The sequence below is a fragment of the Priestia sp. MDV22-iso46 genome, from assembly GCF_058629175.1.
On the sequence record NZ_JBZVWT010000014.1, the window covers coordinates 1 to 20,044 of the forward strand.

Below are 20,044 nucleotides of genomic sequence, written 5' to 3' on the forward strand. Positions count from 1 at the left end.
GCTAAAGCAGTAAAACGAGATACAGAGATTGAGATTGTGAAAGAACAAGTACATGAAGTCGCTTATACAGCCATTGTAGGCTTAGATAAATATGTCCATAAGGCGAATCATAAGGGTACTACCCTATCACTGGATGACATGTGTCGTCTTGTTTATCAAATTGCTTACAATCAATTTACGAATCTACTTAAAGGGAATACAGAAGAACCAACATCTGAGTCAGACATACATACTGAAGCTGAAACAGCTCTATTTACGCCTAAACATATCATTCGTAAGGAATTGGTTCCTGCTTGGTTACAAGCTGAACAGGAGCAAAAAGAGTCTACACAAGAAATAGCTATTTCTCTGGATCAACAGCTTGAAATGATTCAGTTAAAACAAGATTTAGGGCAAGAACTAACGCCAGAAGAAGAAACCTTACTCCAAGAGCACAGTACTACATACAGTTCGTTAGAAATGGCGCAACTTAAACAAGATCTTGGACAAGCCTTAACACCACAGGAACAGGCTTTATTACAACAACATGCCCAATTACAGGACACCGTTTCGTAATAAAAAAGTGAAGAAATCCCTTGGTAGCCGATGTTTAATAAGAGTATTATTATTTAGAACATACTTCTAAATAATCAATATATAAATCTATGTAGGAGGAGATCACGATGCCACATAAAATGACCCTAACAGGATCCGCGACAGGACCATTACGAGAATATGATCGCTACGTTGCCTTTGATATGCGTGAAAAAGGTTCACCTTCTGCGCCTAAAGGTCTGAAAAAGAGCACCTTTATTTCGTATACCGTGTTTGTTGCCAAGAAAGCCTTCAATAAAACCGGACTGACAAAAAAGAGTATTATGCATGAAAAGATCTTAATTCAAGGGGAACCGACGTTAGATATTCCGATTGACGAGTGCCCTGGAGAAATTGGTATCATCTGCTTCCAGATTACCGTTCTCCCGAATAAAAACGATAAAGAAGCCAATGATTCAAAAGATAAGAAAGAAGCCCCACAAGAGGTTTCTAAGGCTCAACAAGAGGTTGCAGCTACTAAGCAGGAAGAAAAACAAGAGCCTGTAGCAAAAGAAGCGAAAACTGTACAGCCAGAAGTAAACGAAACACCTGTTCAAGAGAAAAAGGCTGCACAACAAAAGAAGCAGCAACCTATTCAGCCAAAAGGGACAAAGGATGTCGTGAGTTTTGAGGACATTATCGTTCCTGAAGCCTTCTTAAAGACACGTCCAAACCCTGTGAAAACAGAAGAAGTCATTGAATTTGTGAAGCGCACAGGACACCTTGACAAGCCGTTAACGATTGAGAAAGAAACGAAGGTTTTAAAGGATGGCTATCGTCGTTATATTGTGGCCAAAACCATGAAAATGGACAACGTTCCGGTTGTCTATGACTATCAGAAATAACGTACGATCTAAGGAGGCAGCTATGAATACTAACTATATGTCAGAGTATGGACTGCAAACATGGGCTTATCATCTAACCTTGTGTTACCCTTATGATTTAGGTCATTTATCGCCAGATGATCGAAGGTATAATATTTACGTGGCTACTCTTATCCCGAAATTAAGTATAGATGAAGATTCTGTCCAATTCTTTGAAAATCATATACGTTTTGATGTAATTGTTGGAACAGGCGGACATACTACAAGGGAGACGCTTGACGTTTCCGTCTTTCCAAGTGTTATCCCAGGATTTGATCACAGAAATTTTGAATTTGAATATGAGAAGCCACGTAAAGCAATGGTATTCACAGGTTGGGAAAAGGGTGTTATCGAGTTAAGTCTACTTCAAGTCTATCGCGAGCATTCAAAGTATTATCTAGATACAGAGATCGTTTATATTGGGCAGGCATTTGGAGAAAATGGAGAACGCCTTCCTGCTGAAGAGTTAATGTCTGATCCTACGTTACTGAAGGTAGAAGCAGCTATTTTTCGTGACTATCCAGAAAAAGACCTAGCTCTTCTATTATTAGAGTTCAAATCACAGTTATTAGAGGAAATAGACAGTGAGGACGAAGATCTAATTCAACTACAAGAGATAACAAAGAATCCGCCTCTGGAGTTAAATAATCAAATCATAGAGGCAACGGAAGCAGCTCTAATCAATCATTTCAAACCTGAGTACAATAAGAAGCTCAATGATGGTTTTCCTCTTGTAGAAGATCAGGGGTTACATTATCATTCTGTCACTGTGCAAGTTCATCCTGATATTATGGGATTAAAGCTATTCTCAAAGGAAAAGACATACCTATCCAATGAGCGTATTGTCTCTTCTCATTTACTCTCAAAAAATTAAAAAAGAGTCATTCCCTTCAAATAGGTTATGAAAAGACTATAAAAAAAATAAGACAAAGTAAAAGACCCTCTTCTACGAAGCAAGAGGGCCTTTTACTTTGTCTTACTTCTTATTTAATTTCACATGACGGATAAACCATATATTAATTAACACTTTCATCACTTTGAACGTATTGAAGAACTTTCTTATCTATATATGATTCAATAAAATCCTGTCTTTCCCCTAGTTTTTCGGTTTTCTGCAGACCTAGAAAACCACTTCGTATAAACCTTTCACTTTCCGGTTTTTGATTCCACAATTCAACAGCTTCTTCCCGTGCTTGAATCCTTATTTTCGCTTCAACCTCTCTCAACCTTTGCTGGTCTTGTTCAGACTTTTTAATGTCTGGCAAGGTTCGCATTAATTGCTGAAGAGATAGTATTTCTTGAGTAGTATTTTCAGATATCTGTTTTATTTGCTTTTCAGTATGTTTAACAAACCCATCAAACAACTCAGCCATTGATTTTATTTTTTCTGTATTACCTTCTACTTGCTCTTGCAGTTCCTCTACTGATTCTTCTAAAAATGACTTAAGAGACTCATTTTTCTCAATCATTTCATCGGTCAATTCCTTGTTAAAATGCGCTTGAATCATTTTTAAAGAGTAGTCATTTTCTTCTTTTAAACGTTTTGCTTCTAGCAGATCATTTAGATCCTGCTGACTAAAGCGCCGATGACCACCCTCGGTTCGACTACCCTGCAAATTCATATATTTCATATATTTTCGCACATTGGATTGAGACCATCCTAGAATCTCTGCAACATCTTTTATTTGATAAGATAATTCCTCTTGTGTTTGCGACATAAATCAATCACTCCTTATCTTGTTCTACGCCAAGATTGCTATACTGGTTAACATTATATCAAATCTACTACTAAACTTTCTCGAAATCCTTCATAAAGTACTATCCAATTTCAAACAAACATAGTTTTGAATATATAATTCTACACAAAAGAAGATATAACCTTTTGTAATCTATAATTAATTTTGCACAATCTTGAGTATAAATTAAACTTAAGTTGAACTACAAGGTGAATATTACATTTAATTTTGCACGTTCTTGAGTGCAAGTTTAACTTGAGTTTAACTATAAGGATGATGTTGTGTTTAAACTTATACGTTCTTAAGTATAAGTTTAACTCTAGTTGAACAAATTGCACATAAAATTGTATAGATAAAGTGCAGGATATCGAATGGTAGTCTCTTTCATAGAGAAATTGCACTTATTTTTGTATTTAAAAAGTGCAAAAACCTCGCAATACATGGCGTTCTGAGCGAAGTTACATAAAATCCTTGTCAAACCAAGTGTAGAATCGCTCAGTTTTAGTAGATAAGGAACTAGAGTGACTGTTTAAGACAGATTCTATAGCTGGTAAGTTAAATAATGACTGAAATAAAAAAGTGCGCTAAGCATTCCAAATAATTGATTCATAAATTGTTTAAATTAATTGCATAAGTTATTTATTTAGAGAAAAGTGACATTTTATGGTCTACTACGTATTCTTTGCACCGAAATCAAAAAAAGAGCCTTGCTTCTATTCTTAGAATCTAGGCTCTTTTCTATTTAGATACGAATATCCACAACAAAGACCGCCCATTATTTATAGTGTATAAGGCGGTCTTAACTGTATTCATGCTATATGTCTATGGGAAAAATATCGACAACATGCGCAAATTAATTTTATTTCTCTTATTCTATGCCTAAATTACTTCCTTATGCCTATATTTTCTCCAAAGATGATTCAAAGTGGTGAAAAGTGGACAGGCTGATAGATAAGGAGGGATGGTTATGTTCTGGTGGAAGAATCCAAAGCGTTCAAAGTTTGGTAGGTGGTTAGATCAAGAAGGTATTGCTCAGGTTGATTTTGCAGAGAGAAGTAAAGTATCGAGAAATACCGTTTGGCGTATTTGTAACAATAGAGACTACATACCATCACCTGTTGTCATGAAGAAAATTATGAATACTGCTCGAAAAATGGACAAAAACAAGAACATTCAAGACTTTTTTGACATATAAAAAGGCTTACTGAACGTATTTTACCTAGTTCTTTAAACAATGTGCCTCTTAGGTACTTAATGCTTCTGAGATAGCTTCTTAATCTATATAATATAATTAACAAAAATAGGCATTTTAAAAGGGGATGATTCTATTGTCCGGAGGTATTATACTGGGTATTGTCATTGCATTAATTATATTTCTAGCTATGGCTAAAACAGTAAAAGACACCCAGAAAGACCACGAGAAAAAAAGACATTAATTTATGAATATCATATATAAAATATAAAGCTCGTTTACATAAAACGTATTACAGCAACTACGTAATTAATAGATCTCTTACTGAGTAAAGTAAGATAATTTTAAATACAATCACTAAATATTATGGTTTAAGTTATTTAGCTTTTGCATAAAGGAACCCGTTTTACCAAAAAAATATATATGTTATGCTTTTACTACATAATCATGATGTTTAGTAGGTGAAAAAATGGAAGATGTATTGCTAAATAAAAAATTACAACGGATTACGGCTGTAATCTTACATAAAAAAAAAGAATTAGCTGAACAAAAAAGACATTATCATTTTTATAATCATGATGTTTATGTTCAATTGGTTCCTTGGCGAAAAAATTTAATTGAAATTTATGCAGAATCTATATCTATTGATGAAGAGCATACTTTTCAAATCTTAGAACAGTGGGGAATCGAAGTAGCAAATCTATTAACGGCTCTTCAACTTCCTTTAGATATTGCTTTAGAAGAAATCAGTTATTATCGAAATCAAATTGGAGAAATCATTACACAAGAAGCAAAGAAAGAAAATTTTTCCTTTGATTTGTTCTCTAAGGTTATATCTAGATACAATTTGGTAGTAGACAAAGCTGTACATTGGGTCAGTAAATCTTATATGAAAGATTATATAGATAAAATTCAATCTGCTCAGTACGCTATAGATGAACTATCTATACCTGTAGTGCGTGTAACAAAAGAAATTGGTGTAATTCCTCTTGTAGGGGAGATTGATACACATAGAGCTCAAATTTTAATGGAAAATGCATTGAAACAAGGTAACACTTACAGACTGAGTTGGTTAATTATTGATCTATCTGCCGTACCTATTATTGATACTATGGTTGCAGACCAACTTTTCAAAGTGGTTGCAGCTTTGAAACTTATAGGAATAGATGTTGTATTAAGTGGCATTCGCTCTGAAATTGCCCTTACAATGGTTCAGTTAGGTGTAAAATTAAATGACATCGTCACTTTCAATACCCTTTATGGGGCATTAGAGTACACAAGTTCTCGAGTTAAGTAAATATTTACCTATCAATAAATGGTTGTAAGACAAAAAGCCTTGCCTACTATGGCTTAGAACGCCATCTTTATAATTAGTATTCCTAATAAAAAGCTATCTCGCTTATTGTTGAGATAGCTTTTTATTAGGAAGTAAAGGTACAAAAATACCTTTACTTTATTATCCAAATTATTTATAATTTACAAGTCGATTAGTAAGTTAATCACCACTTACTAAAAAGCGATCGCTTTCTCATGCTAGGCCAATGCGAAGAGAAAGCGATTGTTTTTTACTTATTAAGAAACGAATACTTACTTTGTTAAGCTTACCTTATGTAATCTATTTAATAATTGATCAATGGACTGACTGACTTGAAGTGTACTTTCACTGGTTATACCTTCTTCTCGTGCCACTTGAATCATATTCTCCTTGGCCTTTTCTATTTCTATAAGTAAAGTTTGTTTTAGAACATCCTTATCCTCCTGCACTATCTCTCCAACCCGTTTACCAAAAGTGTTAATTCGTCAACTTATTTAACAATAAATGTATGATCCTTCTATTTCAACACCCAATATAAAATAAAGGCAGAGTATGGTTGATAATGCTTACTTAAAGGGTCGAAATCCTGGAAAAAGGGTTTGAATAGTCATTTTCTTTGTGTAATCTTCATGAAAAAATGTGGAAACTTTTACATAAATTTGGTATTGTATACTTGCTATGACGTTCACATTTCAACGAGTGTGAGATCAGAAAAACTGCCTCATTCTCTGTGTTGAGGCAGTTTTTTTATGTTGTTCGCCATTACGTGAGATTGATTTTAATCCCACCAGAAGAAGCTGATGTTCTTGGCTTTGCCTCTCTTTGCTGTTTCGCAGAACTCTTGTATTTCTCCATCAGTTCATGAATACTTGTTACTTGTATAATGCGGATATGGTCAGAAGTAACAGCATAACGAACAGGTGTAATTAAAATGACAGAAGGGAAGATAGGTGACCGTTCTTCTGGCTGCCAGTGCAACGCTTTCCACTCATCCGAACAGAAAAACTCTTCATAGAGGTTAATCTTCGCTTGCATTTTCTGTTCGGAATACTGATTTCGTTGAATTTCAATCCAAAAAGGAGATCCTTTAAAAATACAAAATAGATCCGGTTCAATCCCTTCTTTTCGTCCGGTGGGCTTATCTTCAACAATGACCTGTTTAGGTATGCTATACATACACATTTGTTTATAGACATCCAAGATAGAAAGGAAATGTAATATTTTTTGAGAGTTCTTTTTGATCTTTGCATCCACAGGCAAATAGACAGTAGGAGAATACTGCTGTGTACGTTCAATTACCCCCAATCGATATAAACGTACCATCACACTATTACACGCATTTACGGGCGATTTAAGCTGTTTAAAGAATAGGTCAACTAATGAGTCTCGATCCACAGCTCTAAATTGATTAATAAACGCTATGATATCTTTATCACGTTGAGATAAACGGAAACTCATCGCTGCTCCTCCTTCTCCAATAACCCAAAGATGGACGGTGATACCACTTCTAGTTCTGCTTCAGGGTCTTTCACGAGTGTTTTATAAGGTGAAAGTATTTCCTTACAAGCTCCTTCATCTAAGAAGTAGGCTTGAAACTCTTTCACTTCATCAATTTTAATTTTCATACGCCCTCTGGCTGCAGCATCGATTTCTTCGGCACCAATTACTCCGGCTACTTTTGCATTTATGGCATCGGCCTGCCTTCCAGAGATCCGAACCCGTAAGTTTGCTTTGAGTGCTGAATTCAACAAATCAGCATCGGGACGCTGCATGGCAATAATCGTATGAACGCCTAGTGCACGACCTTGGCTGGCAAACTGTTGAATCATCTCTACAAGATCGGTTTCTCTCTTCACGATGGACATTTCATCAATTACCACAACAATACGAGGCAGCTTAAAAGGTAGTCTACTGATATGAGTTACACCATGATCTAACAATAAATCGCCTCTTCGATACATTTCAGCTCGTAATAAAGCAAAAGGTTTTCTCATATCCTTGGCCTCAAAGCAAAGCGCATCCACATGCTCGATCCCATGAAATAACCCCAAATCAGCTCGTTTAAGATCCACTAACACTAAGCGCAAGTCTTCAGGAGGGGCATATTTCACCCATGTTGTGAGGATCACACGCATGAGACTGCTTTTTCCGGCTCCAATTTCGCCAGAAATCAGTAACGTTTCTAAATCCGCAAAATCCCATGAGACAAGATTTCCATAGATGTCTTGACCAATGCATATGGGAAGCTCCATTTTCTCTATCTGAGGGTGAATGGTTTCATACTTATAGGTAAGCATCTTTGGTAAGCTTTTATGGTGGACAGTGATACTAAAGTTTTTTAGGCTGCCATTTATTTCGATGTGGCTGCCTAATACTTGGCGTAAGGCCCATCTTTTTTTCGTTAAGAGTTCAGGATCAATACCATTCAGTAAGGAAAAGGCATATCGAGTGTAGTTAATATGATGATCGATCTGATGAATTTTAGGAAATTGATAGGAGGTACGATCCCCACGCTTTATGACCCGGTAAATCTCTGCTGTACGAAACGCTTTAATAAGCTTCCCACGCAATTTTAGTTTCTCAAACATCTAAAACCCTCCTCAAAACATAAATGTCGCAAAGAAGTAAAATAAGGCTCCATAAAAGGTGACAGGCAAGATAAACCGCATCACTTTTTCAAACTGATCGGCCAGATCGATTACACCCCATCGATTTAATACCTGTTCAATGAAGGCAATTCCTAAAACAATCCCTCCTATGGTGAGAATGGTAGGGTCAAGCATGGCAAATGGACTAAAAGGAACAAAGGAATAAGCCCTGAAGGGACGAGGTCTCGTAAGTGATGATTGTAGGAGGAAAGGAAAAATCTTTCGAAAGGTAAACCCTTTTGTTTTTCTCATGTTGATACCTTCTTTCATTCTTTAATTTTTTTGCCTTTCAGGTATGAATTATTTCAGCTCACCCCATCCGGTCGCCTCCTTCGCCTCTTCGGCTCAGCTCCCTTACAGGTTCCATGAAGGGCTTCACTAAGCGTATACAGCTTGTATTAACTCGGTAGCGATACTGAACTAGATACTGATTAGGTAATGAAGTCGTGATTCTTTAGATACTATGTAGCTGCTTCAGTAAGCTTGCCTGTCCAGTCAAAAAATAAAAAAGAATCCTTACTACAGTAGGGGATCAGTAGATGGTGATGTAAGACGTGCTTGTCTTTTATATGCTGGAGGGGGATTGTCCTATAAATAAAAAGATCTTTATCCTACATTTCCTGTAGTCAAATGCAACTGATTACTGAATGAATTCGGTATTTTATCTTTTTCATAAATTGGACGAGAGATAAAAAGATACTTCATTGGCAAAATAGAAGGTATGAGGATCAGGTGCAATTTATCTGGTTTAAGATGAGAACAACAAGTTAGGTGGGAGAAATCATTGTGAAAATTAGAACAGTTTGTACATGGGACGATGAACTTTGGCAGAACGCGAGCCCTCTTTATTTGGAGGCATTTGGTGATAAGGGGGCTAAACCGGTTAAAATCATCAAAAATATGTTTACACAAGGAATTGCTGAGCTCCATGTAGGATATAACAAGTCAATACCAGTTGTTATGTCTCTCACAGGGAAGCTTGTATCCGATCAGGTGTTGATCATTGACTATTTGGCCGTATCTGAAAAAGAGCGAGGACATGGACTTGGCAAACATTTTGTTGATTACCTGCGACAGAAAGCAGCTGCTGAGGGATATCAGAAATTAATTATTGAGGCTGAGTCAGGGGAAACATTAGATAATAGAAGGCGTATCAACTTTTGGCAATCCTGTGGCTTCCTTCTCACAGAATATGTTCATCACTACATATGGGTGCCAGAAACCTACCGTGCCATGTACCTTCCTCTCATAGCTGATTCAAGAAAGAGAACTGGGGAAGAACTGTTTGTGTATATCAATACCTTTCACCGGCTGTCATTTCGTGGAAGTGGGAAGGAAGAAAGTTAGGGATTTATTCTACTTACTTTTAAAATTTTGCAACCTTATGCAGTATCTGGAATATTGCATTTATATAAATTGGAACGTAATGAGGATTATGGGTAGCATGATAACTTGTAATTTCCGGATCTTAAAAAGAAGCAACCAGAGACAAATAAAAAAGAGAAGAGTAAACCCTTCTCTTTTTCCATATCGACCTTCAGATGAAAAACAACATCTTTTTCTTGTTATTACAATTTCAATAATAAATTAGCGAATAAAGATGAGCGTTCAGCCAGTTTATCGATTTGTATATGTTCATGCGCTGCATGAATGCCTTTACCACAAGCGCCTAAACCGTCGAGAGTAGGAATACCTATAGCTGCTGTGAAGTTCCCATCGCTTCCTCCTCCAACAGCTGCCTCTTCTAAGTCTATATCTAGCTCGCTAGCAATAGCTTGAGCACATTCAAATAGTTCCTGTGTTTGTTCGGTTTTAACCATTGGAGGTCGGTTCATACCACCGGTTACTTCAAGTTTTATTTCATTTGATAGTGGTTTCAAATTTAAAATAATGTCCGTTACTCTTTTTGCCTCTTCCTCTGTTGAAACACGTAAATCAATATCAGCTTCAGCATATTCTGGAACCACGTTTGTGCCACTTCCTCCAGTAATCGTGCCTACATTAACAGTTGTACCTTTTTGATAGTTAGTTAATTTTTGTAGTAAAATTACTTGCTTAGCTAATTCTTCAATTGCATTTACACCGTCTTCATGATGATTGCCCGCATGAGCTGCACGTCCCCATATTTTCAACTTGAAAATCCCTGCACCTTTACGAGAAGTCTTTAAGGCCCCTGAACCAGCTACAGCAGGTTCAGCTACGAGTACAGCCTCACTTTTTTTTGCTTCTTCCTCAATATATTCTTTAGAAGTAATTGAACCGATTTCCTCATCTGAATTGCAAAGGAAGACAATTTTTTTGTTGAGAGGAAGCTCTAGTGCTTGAATTGCTTTAATTGCCCATATGGATTGAATAATTCCACCTTTCATATCTAAGATGCCAGGACCAAATAGTTTATTTCCTTCTTTTTTAAGTTTAAGCCTACCTTTCTCCCAAACCGTATCGAAATGCCCAATAATTAAAATTTGTTGTTCTCCTTTCCCAATCGTAAACTTTATGTGATTTCCGACTTTAGATTCTTTTTTTACTTCATAGTGTTCTATATCTAATCGGCGTTGAAAAAGGTGAGTTAAATATGTACCACATTCGTCTACTAACTTTTTATTACAAGAAGGTGATTCTTTTTTTACAAATTCAATTAAATCATCCAACATATCCTGTTCATGGTCTTGCAAATAACTATAAATGGTTTGTTTCGTTAACAACTGACTCAATATAATTCCTCCTCTAAATTCTGCACTATATATGTTAAGTGTGTATGGTCTCACCTCATACTATTGCAAGAACCTTGCCAACTTTGTTTTCTTACTGAATCGCCTTTCTTTGCATTTTTATTGTTTTATAGGTTTATTTATAGGTCTTTAACAACTTATAAATAAACCTATAAATATGTTTTTTTTGATGTAAACTATTTTAAAGGGTTATTTTATTGATTTAAGAAACTGGCACGATTTTTGCATTGTGTTTAAGTGTATAGTAGTAATTGTTTTCAGGAAATAAGTTTCTGAATAATCAAAATATGTTTAAAGGAGGGGTAATGTTTTTTCTTAATATTGTACATTTTACTTTGGAGGAGGAATTATATTTATGCAGTCTACAGCTGAAAAAACGATTCATAAACCTATTAAAAGAAAACTATTTAAACCTGACGCTTATGTGCTTTTATTTTATATTTTGATCATCTGCACGATAGCTACTTATCTTGTTCCATCAGGAGTATTTGATCGAGTGAAAAAAGGGGACATTACGATGACTGTTCCTGGAAGTTATCATTTGGTAAAATCTACTCCGGTTAATTTTCTAGAGATCTTTACAGCAATTCAAGCCGGAATGGTTGCTGGAGCGCCATTAATTTTTCTTATTTTATTTACAGGTGGCGCATTAGCTGTTATTGATAAGACCGGAGCCATTGATACGTTTATTCGTAATGTTATAAACCTATGTAAAGGACGAGTTCTTCTGCTTATCATTCCTATTTGCTTAATGTTTTCTATACTTGGCACTACAGGTATCATTGTTAATTCTGTTATTGCTTTTATCCCAATAGGAGTGATGATTGCGCGTAAATTAAAATTGGATGCGATTTTTGGTGTATCTCTTATCTATCTCGGTACGTATGCAGGATGGAATGTCTCTTTGATAAGCCCACAAACCTTAGGATTATCCCAACGAATTGCTGAGCTTCCTCTATTGTCTGGAATGAGCTTTCGTATTGTAATTTATTTGACTTTCTTAGTATGTACTATCTGTTACATCTATTGGTATGCGCGTAAAATTAAAAAAGACATTACCCAAAGTATCCTGGGTTTAGAACGCTTTCCTAATTCTTTAGGTACAAACGAGAACGAGATAAAAATGCAGAAACTAACATTGCAACACAAAATTGTTTTATTATTTTCCGGAGGTTCCCTATTAGCATTTATTATTTGTACACTTATTTTTAAATGGACTGAAAACGAAATGGCAGGTTTATTTATTTTTATTGCTATAGGTGCGGGGCTTATTTCTCGTATGAAGGTTAATGATATTGCTAAAACATTCATGGATGGATGTCAAAAGCTTGTATATGGGGCTCTAATTGTAGGGATGGCACGTGCAGTTATTATTTTGCTTGAACAAGGACAACTCTTAGATACAATTGTTCATGGGCTTTCAACTCTTTTAGCGCCACTTTCTCCAATTACCGGGACGTTAGGTATGTTCATAGGTAGTGCAGCTATTCACTTTTTAATTTCATCAGGCTCTGGGGAGTCAACTATGTTAATGCCAATATTAGTCCCACTTGCAGATTTGTTGCACATTACCCGTCAAGTAGCAGTACAAGCCGTTTTATTTGGTGAGGGAGTAGTAAACTGCATTAACCCAACATCAGGCGTATTAATGGCTATATTGGCTACCAGTGGTATTTCATATGGTAAATGGCTTAAATTTATGATTCCTTTAACTATTATCTGGTCTATTTTAGCTGCTATCTTTTTAACCATTGGTGTATTAATAAAATGGGGTCCTTTCTAATTCGATTTAAAATCTGATAGAATAAGAGCAAATGCAACCGTGTAGTAAGGAGAAAAGAATGAAAAAACCCACTATACTTCTTGTGACTATCAGTAAAAAAGTATGCAAAACATTTAAAGAAAATCTAAGAATGTTTTTTGGCTCAAAAATCTATATTGAGACATGTTATGAATCTCTACAATTAAATAAAGAGATGATCAATAAAGCTGATTTAATTATATTATCAAGTCCAATGCTTGAAGATACTATTAAAGCATTGAAGCCCAACATTCCTGTTATGCTTGCTAGACGTTCTATCCGAATTGCGAAACTAGAGCAGCTTCTAGATTTGGCTCCCCAAACAAAAATTTTATTGGTTACTAATTATGTACAGAATGTTAGGGAGTCTATTGATCTCCTGCATGCGTTTGGTTTTGGTCATTTAACATTAATTCCTTATGTTCCGGGGGTTACAAATGCCAAAGAGGCTGACAATTTCGAACTGGCTATTACACTTGGACAAGTTGAGTTGGTACCTAAGCATATAAAGAAAATTATTGATTTAGAGAACCGCCCTATTGATTTAACCACTATGCTCGATATTGCCCGTCTTTTAAATTTATCTTTAGAAAAAGCTCATTTTTATACGGCAGAATTCTTTAGGGATTTTGTTAAAATGGGAAGGAATTTATCATTATCTATTCAGAATGAGAAAGAACTAACGCAAAAATTAGAATCTATTTTAAATGCAGTGCACGAAGGAATTATAGGGTTAGATGAAAAAGGATTCATTACATTAATTAATGAAGATGCTCATCGAATTCTACAACTTCCTTCTATAAATTGTATTGGAAAGCATTATCATGAGGTTATACCTAATTTTCAGATTAGTAAGAATTTAGATGAACAAAAAGAACAACTTGATAGCATACTTCAAATAAATAACCGGTCATTGCTAGTGTCAAAAGTCCCGTTAACCTTTAATCAAAAACTTACAGGACTTGTAATTACGTTTCAAGATGTAACAAGGGTTCAAAGAATGGAGCAAGAAATTAGACGGAAAAGTACAGAGTTAGGTCTAACAACGAAATACTCATTTGACAATATTATTGGAAACAGCCCTTTGATTGTATCTGCCAAACAGAAAGCAAGTCGCCTCGCCAAAAGTGATTATACAGTTTTGATTACTGGAGAAAATGGGACAGGAAAAGAAGTGTTTGCCCAAGCAATACATAATAGCTCTGAAAGGAAGGAAGGCCCATTTGTAGCAGTAAACTTTGCGGGATTAACTGAAACATTAATAGAAAGTGAATTATTTGGTTATGAAGGTGGAGCGTTTACGGGTGCTAAAAAGGAAGGGAAAATGGGGTTATTTGAACTTGCTCATAATGGAACTATTTTCATGGATGAAATAGGAGACGCCTCCTTAAGTATTCAAGCATCTCTTTTGCGGGTTCTTCAGGAACGCCAGGTAATGCGTGTGGGTGGTCATAAAGTTATACCGATTAATGTACGAGTAATTGCTGCAACCAATAAAAACTTACAGGCAATGATTAAGGAAGGCACGTTTAGAGAAGATTTATATTACCGTCTCAACGTCTTACCACTAAACATTCCACCACTTCGAGAAAGAAAAGAAGATTTATTTACACTAATAGACTTCTTTTTTAAGTTAAATAAGAAAAACTTAGTATTTGACTCAGATGTAAAAAATCTTTTAATAAATTATAATTGGCCAGGAAATATACGTGAACTTGAAAATTTCATTCATTATTTAATGGTTATTGTGGAAGGAAATAAAGTCATTACAGATCATATGCCTGATCAAATTTTGTTATCTCAAGAGACTTCTAATTTAACAGATGATTCATTGTCTGAGGTCGAAGAGGCTATTATTTTTTTAAAAAGAGGCAGTTTTGCAGAAGATTATAAAGCCATATTAAAAATACTAACAATTTATAAAAAGCAAGAAACAAGTGTAGGAAGAGGCAATATACAAGAAATGCTTCCTTATTTCTTGTCTGATTCACAATTGAAACATCGATTATCTATGTTAAATAAGGTTAACTGCATTAAAGTTGGAGTTAGAAAACAAGGTACAGAGATTACAGAGTTAGGTATAGAAGTACTAAGACGATTTGAAGACTTAATGACTTCCAATGAAAGAAAGGCTGTTATTTCTTTTAAATAACAGCCTTTTTGGTAAGTGTTTTATATTTAAAAAAAGAATAAAAATATAATTAAATCATAGCATCGATCATAATCATAAAAACTAAAATTGGTAGGTGACGTAATGCTCTTTCCGTCTGCCTTATTCCAATAATCCGCAAACCATTCTACAATAGTTTTTGTCCCAACTTCGAACAATTGAACAAAAGCTTCCTTTTTTATGGGCCTCTTGGACTTATCCAAGTTTTAGAGATTGCAGTTTTTGCATAAAAACATCGATATTTAATTTAATAGGGTCGATTGGCGTATGGAGTAAAACTTTTTAAAACGATATAATTCCGAATATACAGAAATCTTTTGAGTGGGAGAGTGGAAGTATGAGTGAAAAAAATAAAGAAATTGAATTTATAAAAATTATATGTGTCTTAGACGGTTTGACTGAAGGCTTGAATATTATAAAAGGGCAGGAGTATTACGGATTTGAGACTGTGGATGAGTTGGGTTATAACGTTTATACGGAAAACGAAAAAGGCAGGTTACCTATTTATATCGGATCATATCCAAAGTCATATTTTCAATTAATAGATAATGAAATACATGTTGTAACGTTTGAAAAAAATACCTAACATTTTAGACGGCCCTGCTTTTTCTATAAGGGAAAAGTGAGGTTATTATCTATAACTAGTGAAGGGTCCAATAAAGAAAGCAACATGAAGGGCGTCATTACGCATATAAAGCTTGTATTAACGCGGTAACGTTACTGAATTAGCTACTGATTAGGTAACGAAGTCGCGATTCTTAGATACTATGTAGCTACTGCAGTAAGCTTGCCTATCCACTCAAAAAATAACAAAGATTTTATTTAACTGCAACTAAATATTTAAAGAAGGATTTATTTTACTGTTATTGAATCTATACAGGACGGTTTATTTCAAATCTCAATTGCAGAGAGGGGAAATGATAATGGCCACTGGAAGAGAACGGGCGGCAAGGAGTATTTTGGGTCAATCAGGATTGAGGAATAGGAATCCAGACAACGCTACGTTTGATGAAAAAGTAACAAAGCCTCGTGCCCCAAATTTTGAAAGAGTTGCGACTCCTCGTGAGGGGTCTACTCGAATAGCAAGGATGGCAGAAGAATATAGAGCTGAATATAAAAGAGTAAAAAGAAGAGAACAATTTTTGCAAGACACAATAGATTTATTAAGTGATTGTAATAACAAGCAGTCCGTTAGAGAGTTAAAGGAATTAATTAATTTAGCAAAAGAGCGATTAATAATGTATCAAGGTAAATAGAAATTATTCCTTTTTTTATTACTGATATAGTATAACACTAGTACGTTCACATACCCATTTGTGTAAGTGCATTTTTGCTAAAAGAGCGCAGCCAGTACATGATGGCTGCTCTTTTCGTTTTTAAGGAGATATGATTACATGAAAGATTGGTTTAGAGTATTCACTCTGAGAGATGGTTCAAAAAGAGAAATTGGAATTGATTACGACAAATATAAGCTTTTTCTACAAAATTGATAAATATAAAAAGGATTATAACAAAAGTATTTTACTATTTACTTAACATTATAGAGTTTCCATATATGTTTCTCTTTATAATCTATATACTTGATCCAACGTTCCCCTTGGCTAATATATTCTTCAAAAGTAGCGTTCCTAACTACAATATAACCACCACATTCATCTGCGGTCTGTTTTGCAATGGATTGTGTATCAAAGGGAAATGCGACCAATTCATTGTTTGTAAATTCATAACTAGATATCTCTTTCCTTTTTACGTTTCTACATGATTCATTTACATAATATAACTTACCTAACTTTATAAAATAGTATGGATATTCTTTGTTAGGCAACTTACTCCCCTCCATTTCTACACCCTTCAATTCCTTTATAAGTCAATATTAACCTGTTATTTAAATTTAAAAACCTAAAATCCTTCTAAAAAAGCCCCTCTTTTAGAGTAGCTTCAATTACGCAAATATTAATGTTTTACGCTACCAAAATAGACACCAATCAGGTAATGGAGTCAGAATTCTTTAGGTACTATGTAGCTACTAGAGTAAGGTTGCCTGTCCACTCAAAAAATGACAACTTGTTTTATGGGTCCCATCTATCCAAAATCAAAAAGAATTCAGTGATCAATTGTTTGAATTATCATTATAAGTTAGTAATTTAAAGGAAGCTGCCACTTTATATTTCTATAAAGGATTTTTTGCACTAGAGCCATAACTCAAATTCACTTTACAGTCTATAATCCCTATCCCTAAGGAATCATTTACATAAAAATTAGCTTCCAATAAAATAAATAGTAGTTATATTTAAGTGAAATGTTAGCAAATAATTTCATAGGCCTAGTACAATAATGTAACTAATGTATTCATGTTATTCCCTCGGTGAATGCCGAATTTTCTAATGAAGGAGTGAGATTGTTGAAAAAGAGACTCTGTATTATTGGTAGTGGGGTATCCGGACTGCACCTAGCTTATGCTTTAAGGAACGATTTTGATATTACGGTCATTGAGCGTCAATCACCAGATCAGATTAGGAGAGGTAGAATCATGTCCACCCAGGTACATTTTGGACCCACAAGGAATCGTGAAACGCGCTTTAATGTGCCGGAATGGGGAGAACAACCCCTTATTAAGAGTATTTATATTACAATTGGAAATCAGAAACTATTCGTAGGAAAGTTGCAAGAACCGGCATTATCTGTTGATCAACGTTTATATTACTCGCATTCTATTAAAGATCTTATAGAAAAAGGAGTTTCTTTCCGTTTAGAAAAGGTAGATAAAGAGAGTGTGGGAGTACTAATAGATGAGTTTGATTTGGTTATTGATTGTACAGGGAAAAATGGGCCTCTTTTGCCGTTTTCGACCGAAGAGGATCTTTCTCTTTTTAAAACTCCTCAGCGAAAATGTATAGTTGGTTATTTTACGGGTATAAAAGCAAATACTCCTCTGGGAGTAGGCGTAACGGTCCTTCCTGAGTTGGGTGAAATGTTTGAAATACCCACAGTAACAGAACACGGTCCTGCTACTATAATGTTCATTACGGCAATACCAAACAGTGATTTAGACGTATTTAAAGGAATAAAAAGTGCAAAAGAATTTACTCTTAAAATGGGCAGCACAGCTCAACAATTTTTTCCTGAAATTTACAATCGGATTGATGGAAAAAATTTCGTTTTATGTGATGAAAATAGCTTCCTTCAAACTGCCTTAACACCTATTATTAGAAAGCCATATCTCATGGTTAAAAACAAGCTGGTAGTGGGCTGTGGCGATAGTGTATTTCTAAATGATCCTATTACAGGTCAAGGTTGTAATCTTTCTTCTTATTGTGCGGAACAATTGTACGAAACTCTTATGGAATACAAAAATTCTAATTGGGATGTAGAAACAGGAGAGTCTTATTGGAATCGAACGAAACAGTATGTAAAAGAGGTAACTGAATGGACAAATGCCATGACGAAACCATTACCTGAACATGTTGTTCAATTGCTACTTCAGGGTGCACAGGACCAAGTAAAAGCAAATGAAATTGCTGAATGGTTTGCCAATCCGACAAAAGCGTACGAAGCGTTTACTTCAACAACAATACATTAAAAAAGCCACTAACCGCCATGAAGGGGTTTATAGCTTAGTAACACTAACGAAATAGCTACTTCGGTAAGCTTGCTGTCCATTCAAAAAAATAAATCAGAAACCTACTGAACAGCCAAAGATATAAACATTCTTTGGCTGTTTAAAGGGATTACTTTAATATTATTAGTTTACATTTTATAAAGAATATTCCTGACTTTTAACTAGTTAAAAGTATTTTGCCCTTAATTTTAGTATTAAGAGCTTTTTTTACATCTGAAAGATGATATTGAACTTGGGGTTTTGTTAATGTTAACTGTTTCTCATGAACAAATTGTATAAGTTGATAAAATGTTTCGTGCCATTTACGTGTAGAGACCTTTTGGTTCCAATGACGTAAATGAAATATATTTGTATTTATTTTATTGTTATTCATAATTTCTGCCCAATTGACGGGTATTCCCGATAGAAGACCTATAGTCAAAAATATTCCATTTGGACTGACACAATAGGCTAAGTTTGTACCAGATGGTCCACCAATAGAGTCAATTGCTGCTTTAGCTCCACGACCATTCGTCAATTCCATAACCGTATCGTAGAGTGAAGTCATCTCTGTATTAATTACATATGAAGCACCAAGTTGAGTTAATTCCTCTGTGTAGATATTATTTCGCGTTACTGCAATCAAACGAAACCCTAAAATACGGGAGAATTGAGCAAAAATACGACCAATAGAAGAACCACAGGCATTTACTATTAGGTCATCCCCTGGTTTTAACGCTAATACTTCCGTACAAATCACCCATGCTGTAATAGGGTTGATATAAAGCTGTGCTGCTATGTAATCCTCTAGATAATCTGGAACTATAATGGCTAGTTCAGCTGATGTTTTTACAAACTCCTGCCATGTACCTTCACCTCGTAATGGTAATACTCGTTTGCCAAGAAACCATTTAGAAACAGATGGACCTACCTCTTCTACGATACCAACTCCTTCGTATCCTGGAATGGCAGGTAAAGAAATCCGGTTTGAATAGGCCCCTCTAATAGGAATTAAATCAGATGGATTGATGGGGCGAGTTTTCATTCGTACTAGCACTTCACCCACCCCAGGATCTTTCACTTGTTTATTTTCTATTTGTAGAACTTGTTGAGGTTCTCCGAATTCATAAAACTTAATACTTGTTGCTTTCAAGATAGATAGCCTCCTTTAGTTTGTTTACTTATATAGTTATATTGTACAACCTCTTCATTTCTAGTTCTTATGACAACTATTACAGATAGCTTGAAAGGAATTTCAGTTGGGGTTTTAATTCATATGATTTGGGTGCATATCTCGAATTTTATTAAACTATAAACAAAAATATATAATCCATTCCCAGTAAAAATCATATTTAATTAACAAGCTGACTTATTTTGCACCAAAGCCAATACTCATGTCTAAAACAAAAAAACAAT

Annotated in this window: 18 protein-coding genes and 1 pseudogene; 11 read left to right on the forward strand and 8 right to left on the reverse strand. The window is 35.1% G+C overall.

Annotated features, from left to right (window positions below):
- From AC4NPH_RS28310 to AC4NPH_RS28320, 3 genes and pseudogenes are all read left to right on the forward strand, one after another.
- Positions 1–555: pseudogene (locus AC4NPH_RS28310) on the forward strand (replication protein); the annotation flags it as partial.
- Positions 556–662: 107 nt separating this feature from the next.
- The gene (locus AC4NPH_RS28315; RefSeq protein ID WP_098315240.1) at positions 663–1,418 is read left to right on the forward strand and encodes a ParB N-terminal domain-containing protein; all 756 of its coding nucleotides are present in this window, start codon (positions 663–665) and stop codon (positions 1,416–1,418) included.
- A 22-nt stretch (positions 1,419–1,440) separates the two neighbouring features.
- The gene (locus AC4NPH_RS28320; protein ID WP_098315241.1) at positions 1,441–2,310 is read left to right on the forward strand and encodes a hypothetical protein; all 870 of its coding nucleotides are present in this window, start codon (positions 1,441–1,443) and stop codon (positions 2,308–2,310) included.
- A gap of 142 nt (positions 2,311–2,452) precedes the next feature.
- On the opposite strand, the gene AC4NPH_RS28325 is transcribed toward AC4NPH_RS28320, so the two are convergent.
- Positions 2,453–3,154 (reverse strand): MerR family transcriptional regulator, encoded by a 702-nt coding sequence (locus AC4NPH_RS28325; protein WP_098197538.1) that lies wholly within the window; start codon positions 3,152–3,154, stop codon positions 2,453–2,455.
- Positions 3,155–4,139: 985 nt separating this feature from the next.
- Here AC4NPH_RS28325 and AC4NPH_RS28330 point away from each other — a divergent pair.
- Both AC4NPH_RS28330 and AC4NPH_RS28335 read left to right on the forward strand, forming a co-directional pair.
- Entirely contained in the window at positions 4,140–4,367 is a 228-nt protein-coding gene (locus AC4NPH_RS28330) for a helix-turn-helix domain-containing protein (protein WP_098315242.1), read from the forward strand.
- A 466-nt stretch (positions 4,368–4,833) separates the two neighbouring features.
- Entirely contained in the window at positions 4,834–5,661 is an 828-nt protein-coding gene (locus tag AC4NPH_RS28335) for an STAS domain-containing protein (RefSeq protein ID WP_098197536.1), read from the forward strand.
- Between the two features lie 290 nt (positions 5,662–5,951).
- Here the strand turns inward: AC4NPH_RS28335 and AC4NPH_RS28340 are convergent, their stop codons facing one another.
- From AC4NPH_RS28340 to AC4NPH_RS28355, 4 genes are all read right to left on the reverse strand, one after another.
- Positions 5,952–6,128 carry an aspartyl-phosphate phosphatase Spo0E family protein gene (locus AC4NPH_RS28340; RefSeq protein WP_098197535.1) on the reverse strand — a complete coding sequence of 59 codons (177 nt, stop codon included), beginning with the start codon at positions 6,126–6,128 and terminating at the stop codon, positions 5,952–5,954.
- A gap of 313 nt (positions 6,129–6,441) precedes the next feature.
- Positions 6,442–7,137 carry a hypothetical protein gene (locus AC4NPH_RS28345; protein WP_098315244.1) on the reverse strand — a complete coding sequence of 232 codons (696 nt, stop codon included), beginning with the start codon at positions 7,135–7,137 and terminating at the stop codon, positions 6,442–6,444.
- Complete coding sequence (locus AC4NPH_RS28350) at positions 7,134–8,267, reverse strand: FtsK/SpoIIIE domain-containing protein (RefSeq protein ID WP_098315245.1); 1,134 nt, start codon at positions 8,265–8,267, stop codon at positions 7,134–7,136. The genes AC4NPH_RS28345 and AC4NPH_RS28350 overlap by 4 nt, the downstream gene beginning before the upstream one ends.
- 12 nt (positions 8,268–8,279) lie before the next feature.
- Entirely contained in the window at positions 8,280–8,579 is a 300-nt protein-coding gene (locus AC4NPH_RS28355; protein WP_098197532.1) for a hypothetical protein, read from the reverse strand.
- A gap of 534 nt (positions 8,580–9,113) precedes the next feature.
- Here AC4NPH_RS28355 and AC4NPH_RS28360 point away from each other — a divergent pair.
- Positions 9,114–9,674, forward strand: a complete 561-nt coding sequence (locus tag AC4NPH_RS28360; protein WP_098197531.1) for a GNAT family N-acetyltransferase — start codon at positions 9,114–9,116, stop codon at positions 9,672–9,674.
- 221 nt (positions 9,675–9,895) lie between these two features.
- Here AC4NPH_RS28360 and AC4NPH_RS28365 read toward each other — a convergent pair whose 3' ends face one another.
- The gene (locus AC4NPH_RS28365; RefSeq protein WP_240530878.1) at positions 9,896–11,041 is read right to left on the reverse strand and encodes a M20 family metallopeptidase; all 1,146 of its coding nucleotides are present in this window, start codon (positions 11,039–11,041) and stop codon (positions 9,896–9,898) included.
- 373 nt (positions 11,042–11,414) lie between these two features.
- Here AC4NPH_RS28365 and AC4NPH_RS28370 point away from each other — a divergent pair, with 373 nt between their 5' ends.
- The 4 genes from AC4NPH_RS28370 to AC4NPH_RS28385 all read left to right on the forward strand — a co-directional run bounded on the left by AC4NPH_RS28370 (position 11,415) and on the right by AC4NPH_RS28385 (position 16,286).
- The gene (locus AC4NPH_RS28370; protein WP_098197530.1) at positions 11,415–12,842 is read left to right on the forward strand and encodes a YfcC family protein; all 1,428 of its coding nucleotides are present in this window, start codon (positions 11,415–11,417) and stop codon (positions 12,840–12,842) included.
- A gap of 58 nt (positions 12,843–12,900) precedes the next feature.
- Positions 12,901–15,012, forward strand: coding sequence for a sigma-54 interaction domain-containing protein (locus AC4NPH_RS28375; protein WP_098315246.1), 2,112 nt, complete (start codon positions 12,901–12,903; stop codon positions 15,010–15,012).
- Between the two features lie 355 nt (positions 15,013–15,367).
- Positions 15,368–15,616 (forward strand): hypothetical protein, encoded by a 249-nt coding sequence (locus tag AC4NPH_RS28380; protein ID WP_053488669.1) that lies wholly within the window; start codon positions 15,368–15,370, stop codon positions 15,614–15,616.
- Positions 15,617–15,953: 337 nt separating this feature from the next.
- Positions 15,954–16,286, forward strand: coding sequence for a hypothetical protein (locus tag AC4NPH_RS28385; RefSeq protein ID WP_098197528.1), 333 nt, complete (start codon positions 15,954–15,956; stop codon positions 16,284–16,286).
- Positions 16,287–16,558: 272 nt separating this feature from the next.
- Here AC4NPH_RS28385 and AC4NPH_RS28390 read toward each other — a convergent pair whose 3' ends face one another.
- Positions 16,559–16,855, reverse strand: a complete 297-nt coding sequence (locus tag AC4NPH_RS28390) for a hypothetical protein (protein WP_098197527.1) — start codon at positions 16,853–16,855, stop codon at positions 16,559–16,561.
- A gap of 567 nt (positions 16,856–17,422) precedes the next feature.
- On the opposite strand from AC4NPH_RS28390, the gene AC4NPH_RS28395 reads away from it, so the two are divergent.
- Positions 17,423–18,610 carry a styrene monooxygenase/indole monooxygenase family protein gene (locus tag AC4NPH_RS28395; protein ID WP_240530881.1) on the forward strand — a complete coding sequence of 396 codons (1,188 nt, stop codon included), beginning with the start codon at positions 17,423–17,425 and terminating at the stop codon, positions 18,608–18,610.
- Between the two features lie 196 nt (positions 18,611–18,806).
- Here the strand turns inward: AC4NPH_RS28395 and AC4NPH_RS28400 are convergent, their stop codons facing one another.
- Complete coding sequence (locus AC4NPH_RS28400; RefSeq protein ID WP_098598676.1) at positions 18,807–19,781, reverse strand: zinc-dependent alcohol dehydrogenase family protein; 975 nt, start codon at positions 19,779–19,781, stop codon at positions 18,807–18,809.
- Positions 19,782–20,044: the final 263 nt, after the last annotated feature.

Excerpts from the sequence above, each read along its gene's own strand:
- AC4NPH_RS28385 (WP_098197528.1), top strand. The coding sequence starts at position 15,954 with ATGGCCACTGGAAGAGAACGGGCGGCAAGGAGTATTTTGGGTCAATCA.
- AC4NPH_RS28350 (WP_098315245.1), bottom strand. The coding sequence starts at position 8,267 with ATGTTTGAGAAACTAAAATTGCGTGGGAAGCTTATTAAAGCGTTTCGT.
- AC4NPH_RS28345 (WP_098315244.1), bottom strand. The coding sequence starts at position 7,137 with ATGAGTTTCCGTTTATCTCAACGTGATAAAGATATCATAGCGTTTATT.
- AC4NPH_RS28335 (WP_098197536.1), top strand. The coding sequence starts at position 4,834 with ATGGAAGATGTATTGCTAAATAAAAAATTACAACGGATTACGGCTGTA.
- AC4NPH_RS28370 (WP_098197530.1), top strand. The coding sequence starts at position 11,415 with ATGCAGTCTACAGCTGAAAAAACGATTCATAAACCTATTAAAAGAAAA.
- AC4NPH_RS28355 (WP_098197532.1), bottom strand. The coding sequence starts at position 8,579 with ATGAGAAAAACAAAAGGGTTTACCTTTCGAAAGATTTTTCCTTTCCTC.
- AC4NPH_RS28315 (WP_098315240.1), top strand. The coding sequence starts at position 663 with ATGCCACATAAAATGACCCTAACAGGATCCGCGACAGGACCATTACGA.
- AC4NPH_RS28375 (WP_098315246.1), top strand. The coding sequence starts at position 12,901 with ATGAAAAAACCCACTATACTTCTTGTGACTATCAGTAAAAAAGTATGC.
- AC4NPH_RS28320 (WP_098315241.1), top strand. The coding sequence starts at position 1,441 with ATGAATACTAACTATATGTCAGAGTATGGACTGCAAACATGGGCTTAT.
- AC4NPH_RS28380 (WP_053488669.1), top strand. The coding sequence starts at position 15,368 with ATGAGTGAAAAAAATAAAGAAATTGAATTTATAAAAATTATATGTGTC.
- AC4NPH_RS28330 (WP_098315242.1), top strand. The coding sequence starts at position 4,140 with ATGTTCTGGTGGAAGAATCCAAAGCGTTCAAAGTTTGGTAGGTGGTTA.
- AC4NPH_RS28325 (WP_098197538.1), bottom strand. The coding sequence starts at position 3,154 with ATGTCGCAAACACAAGAGGAATTATCTTATCAAATAAAAGATGTTGCA.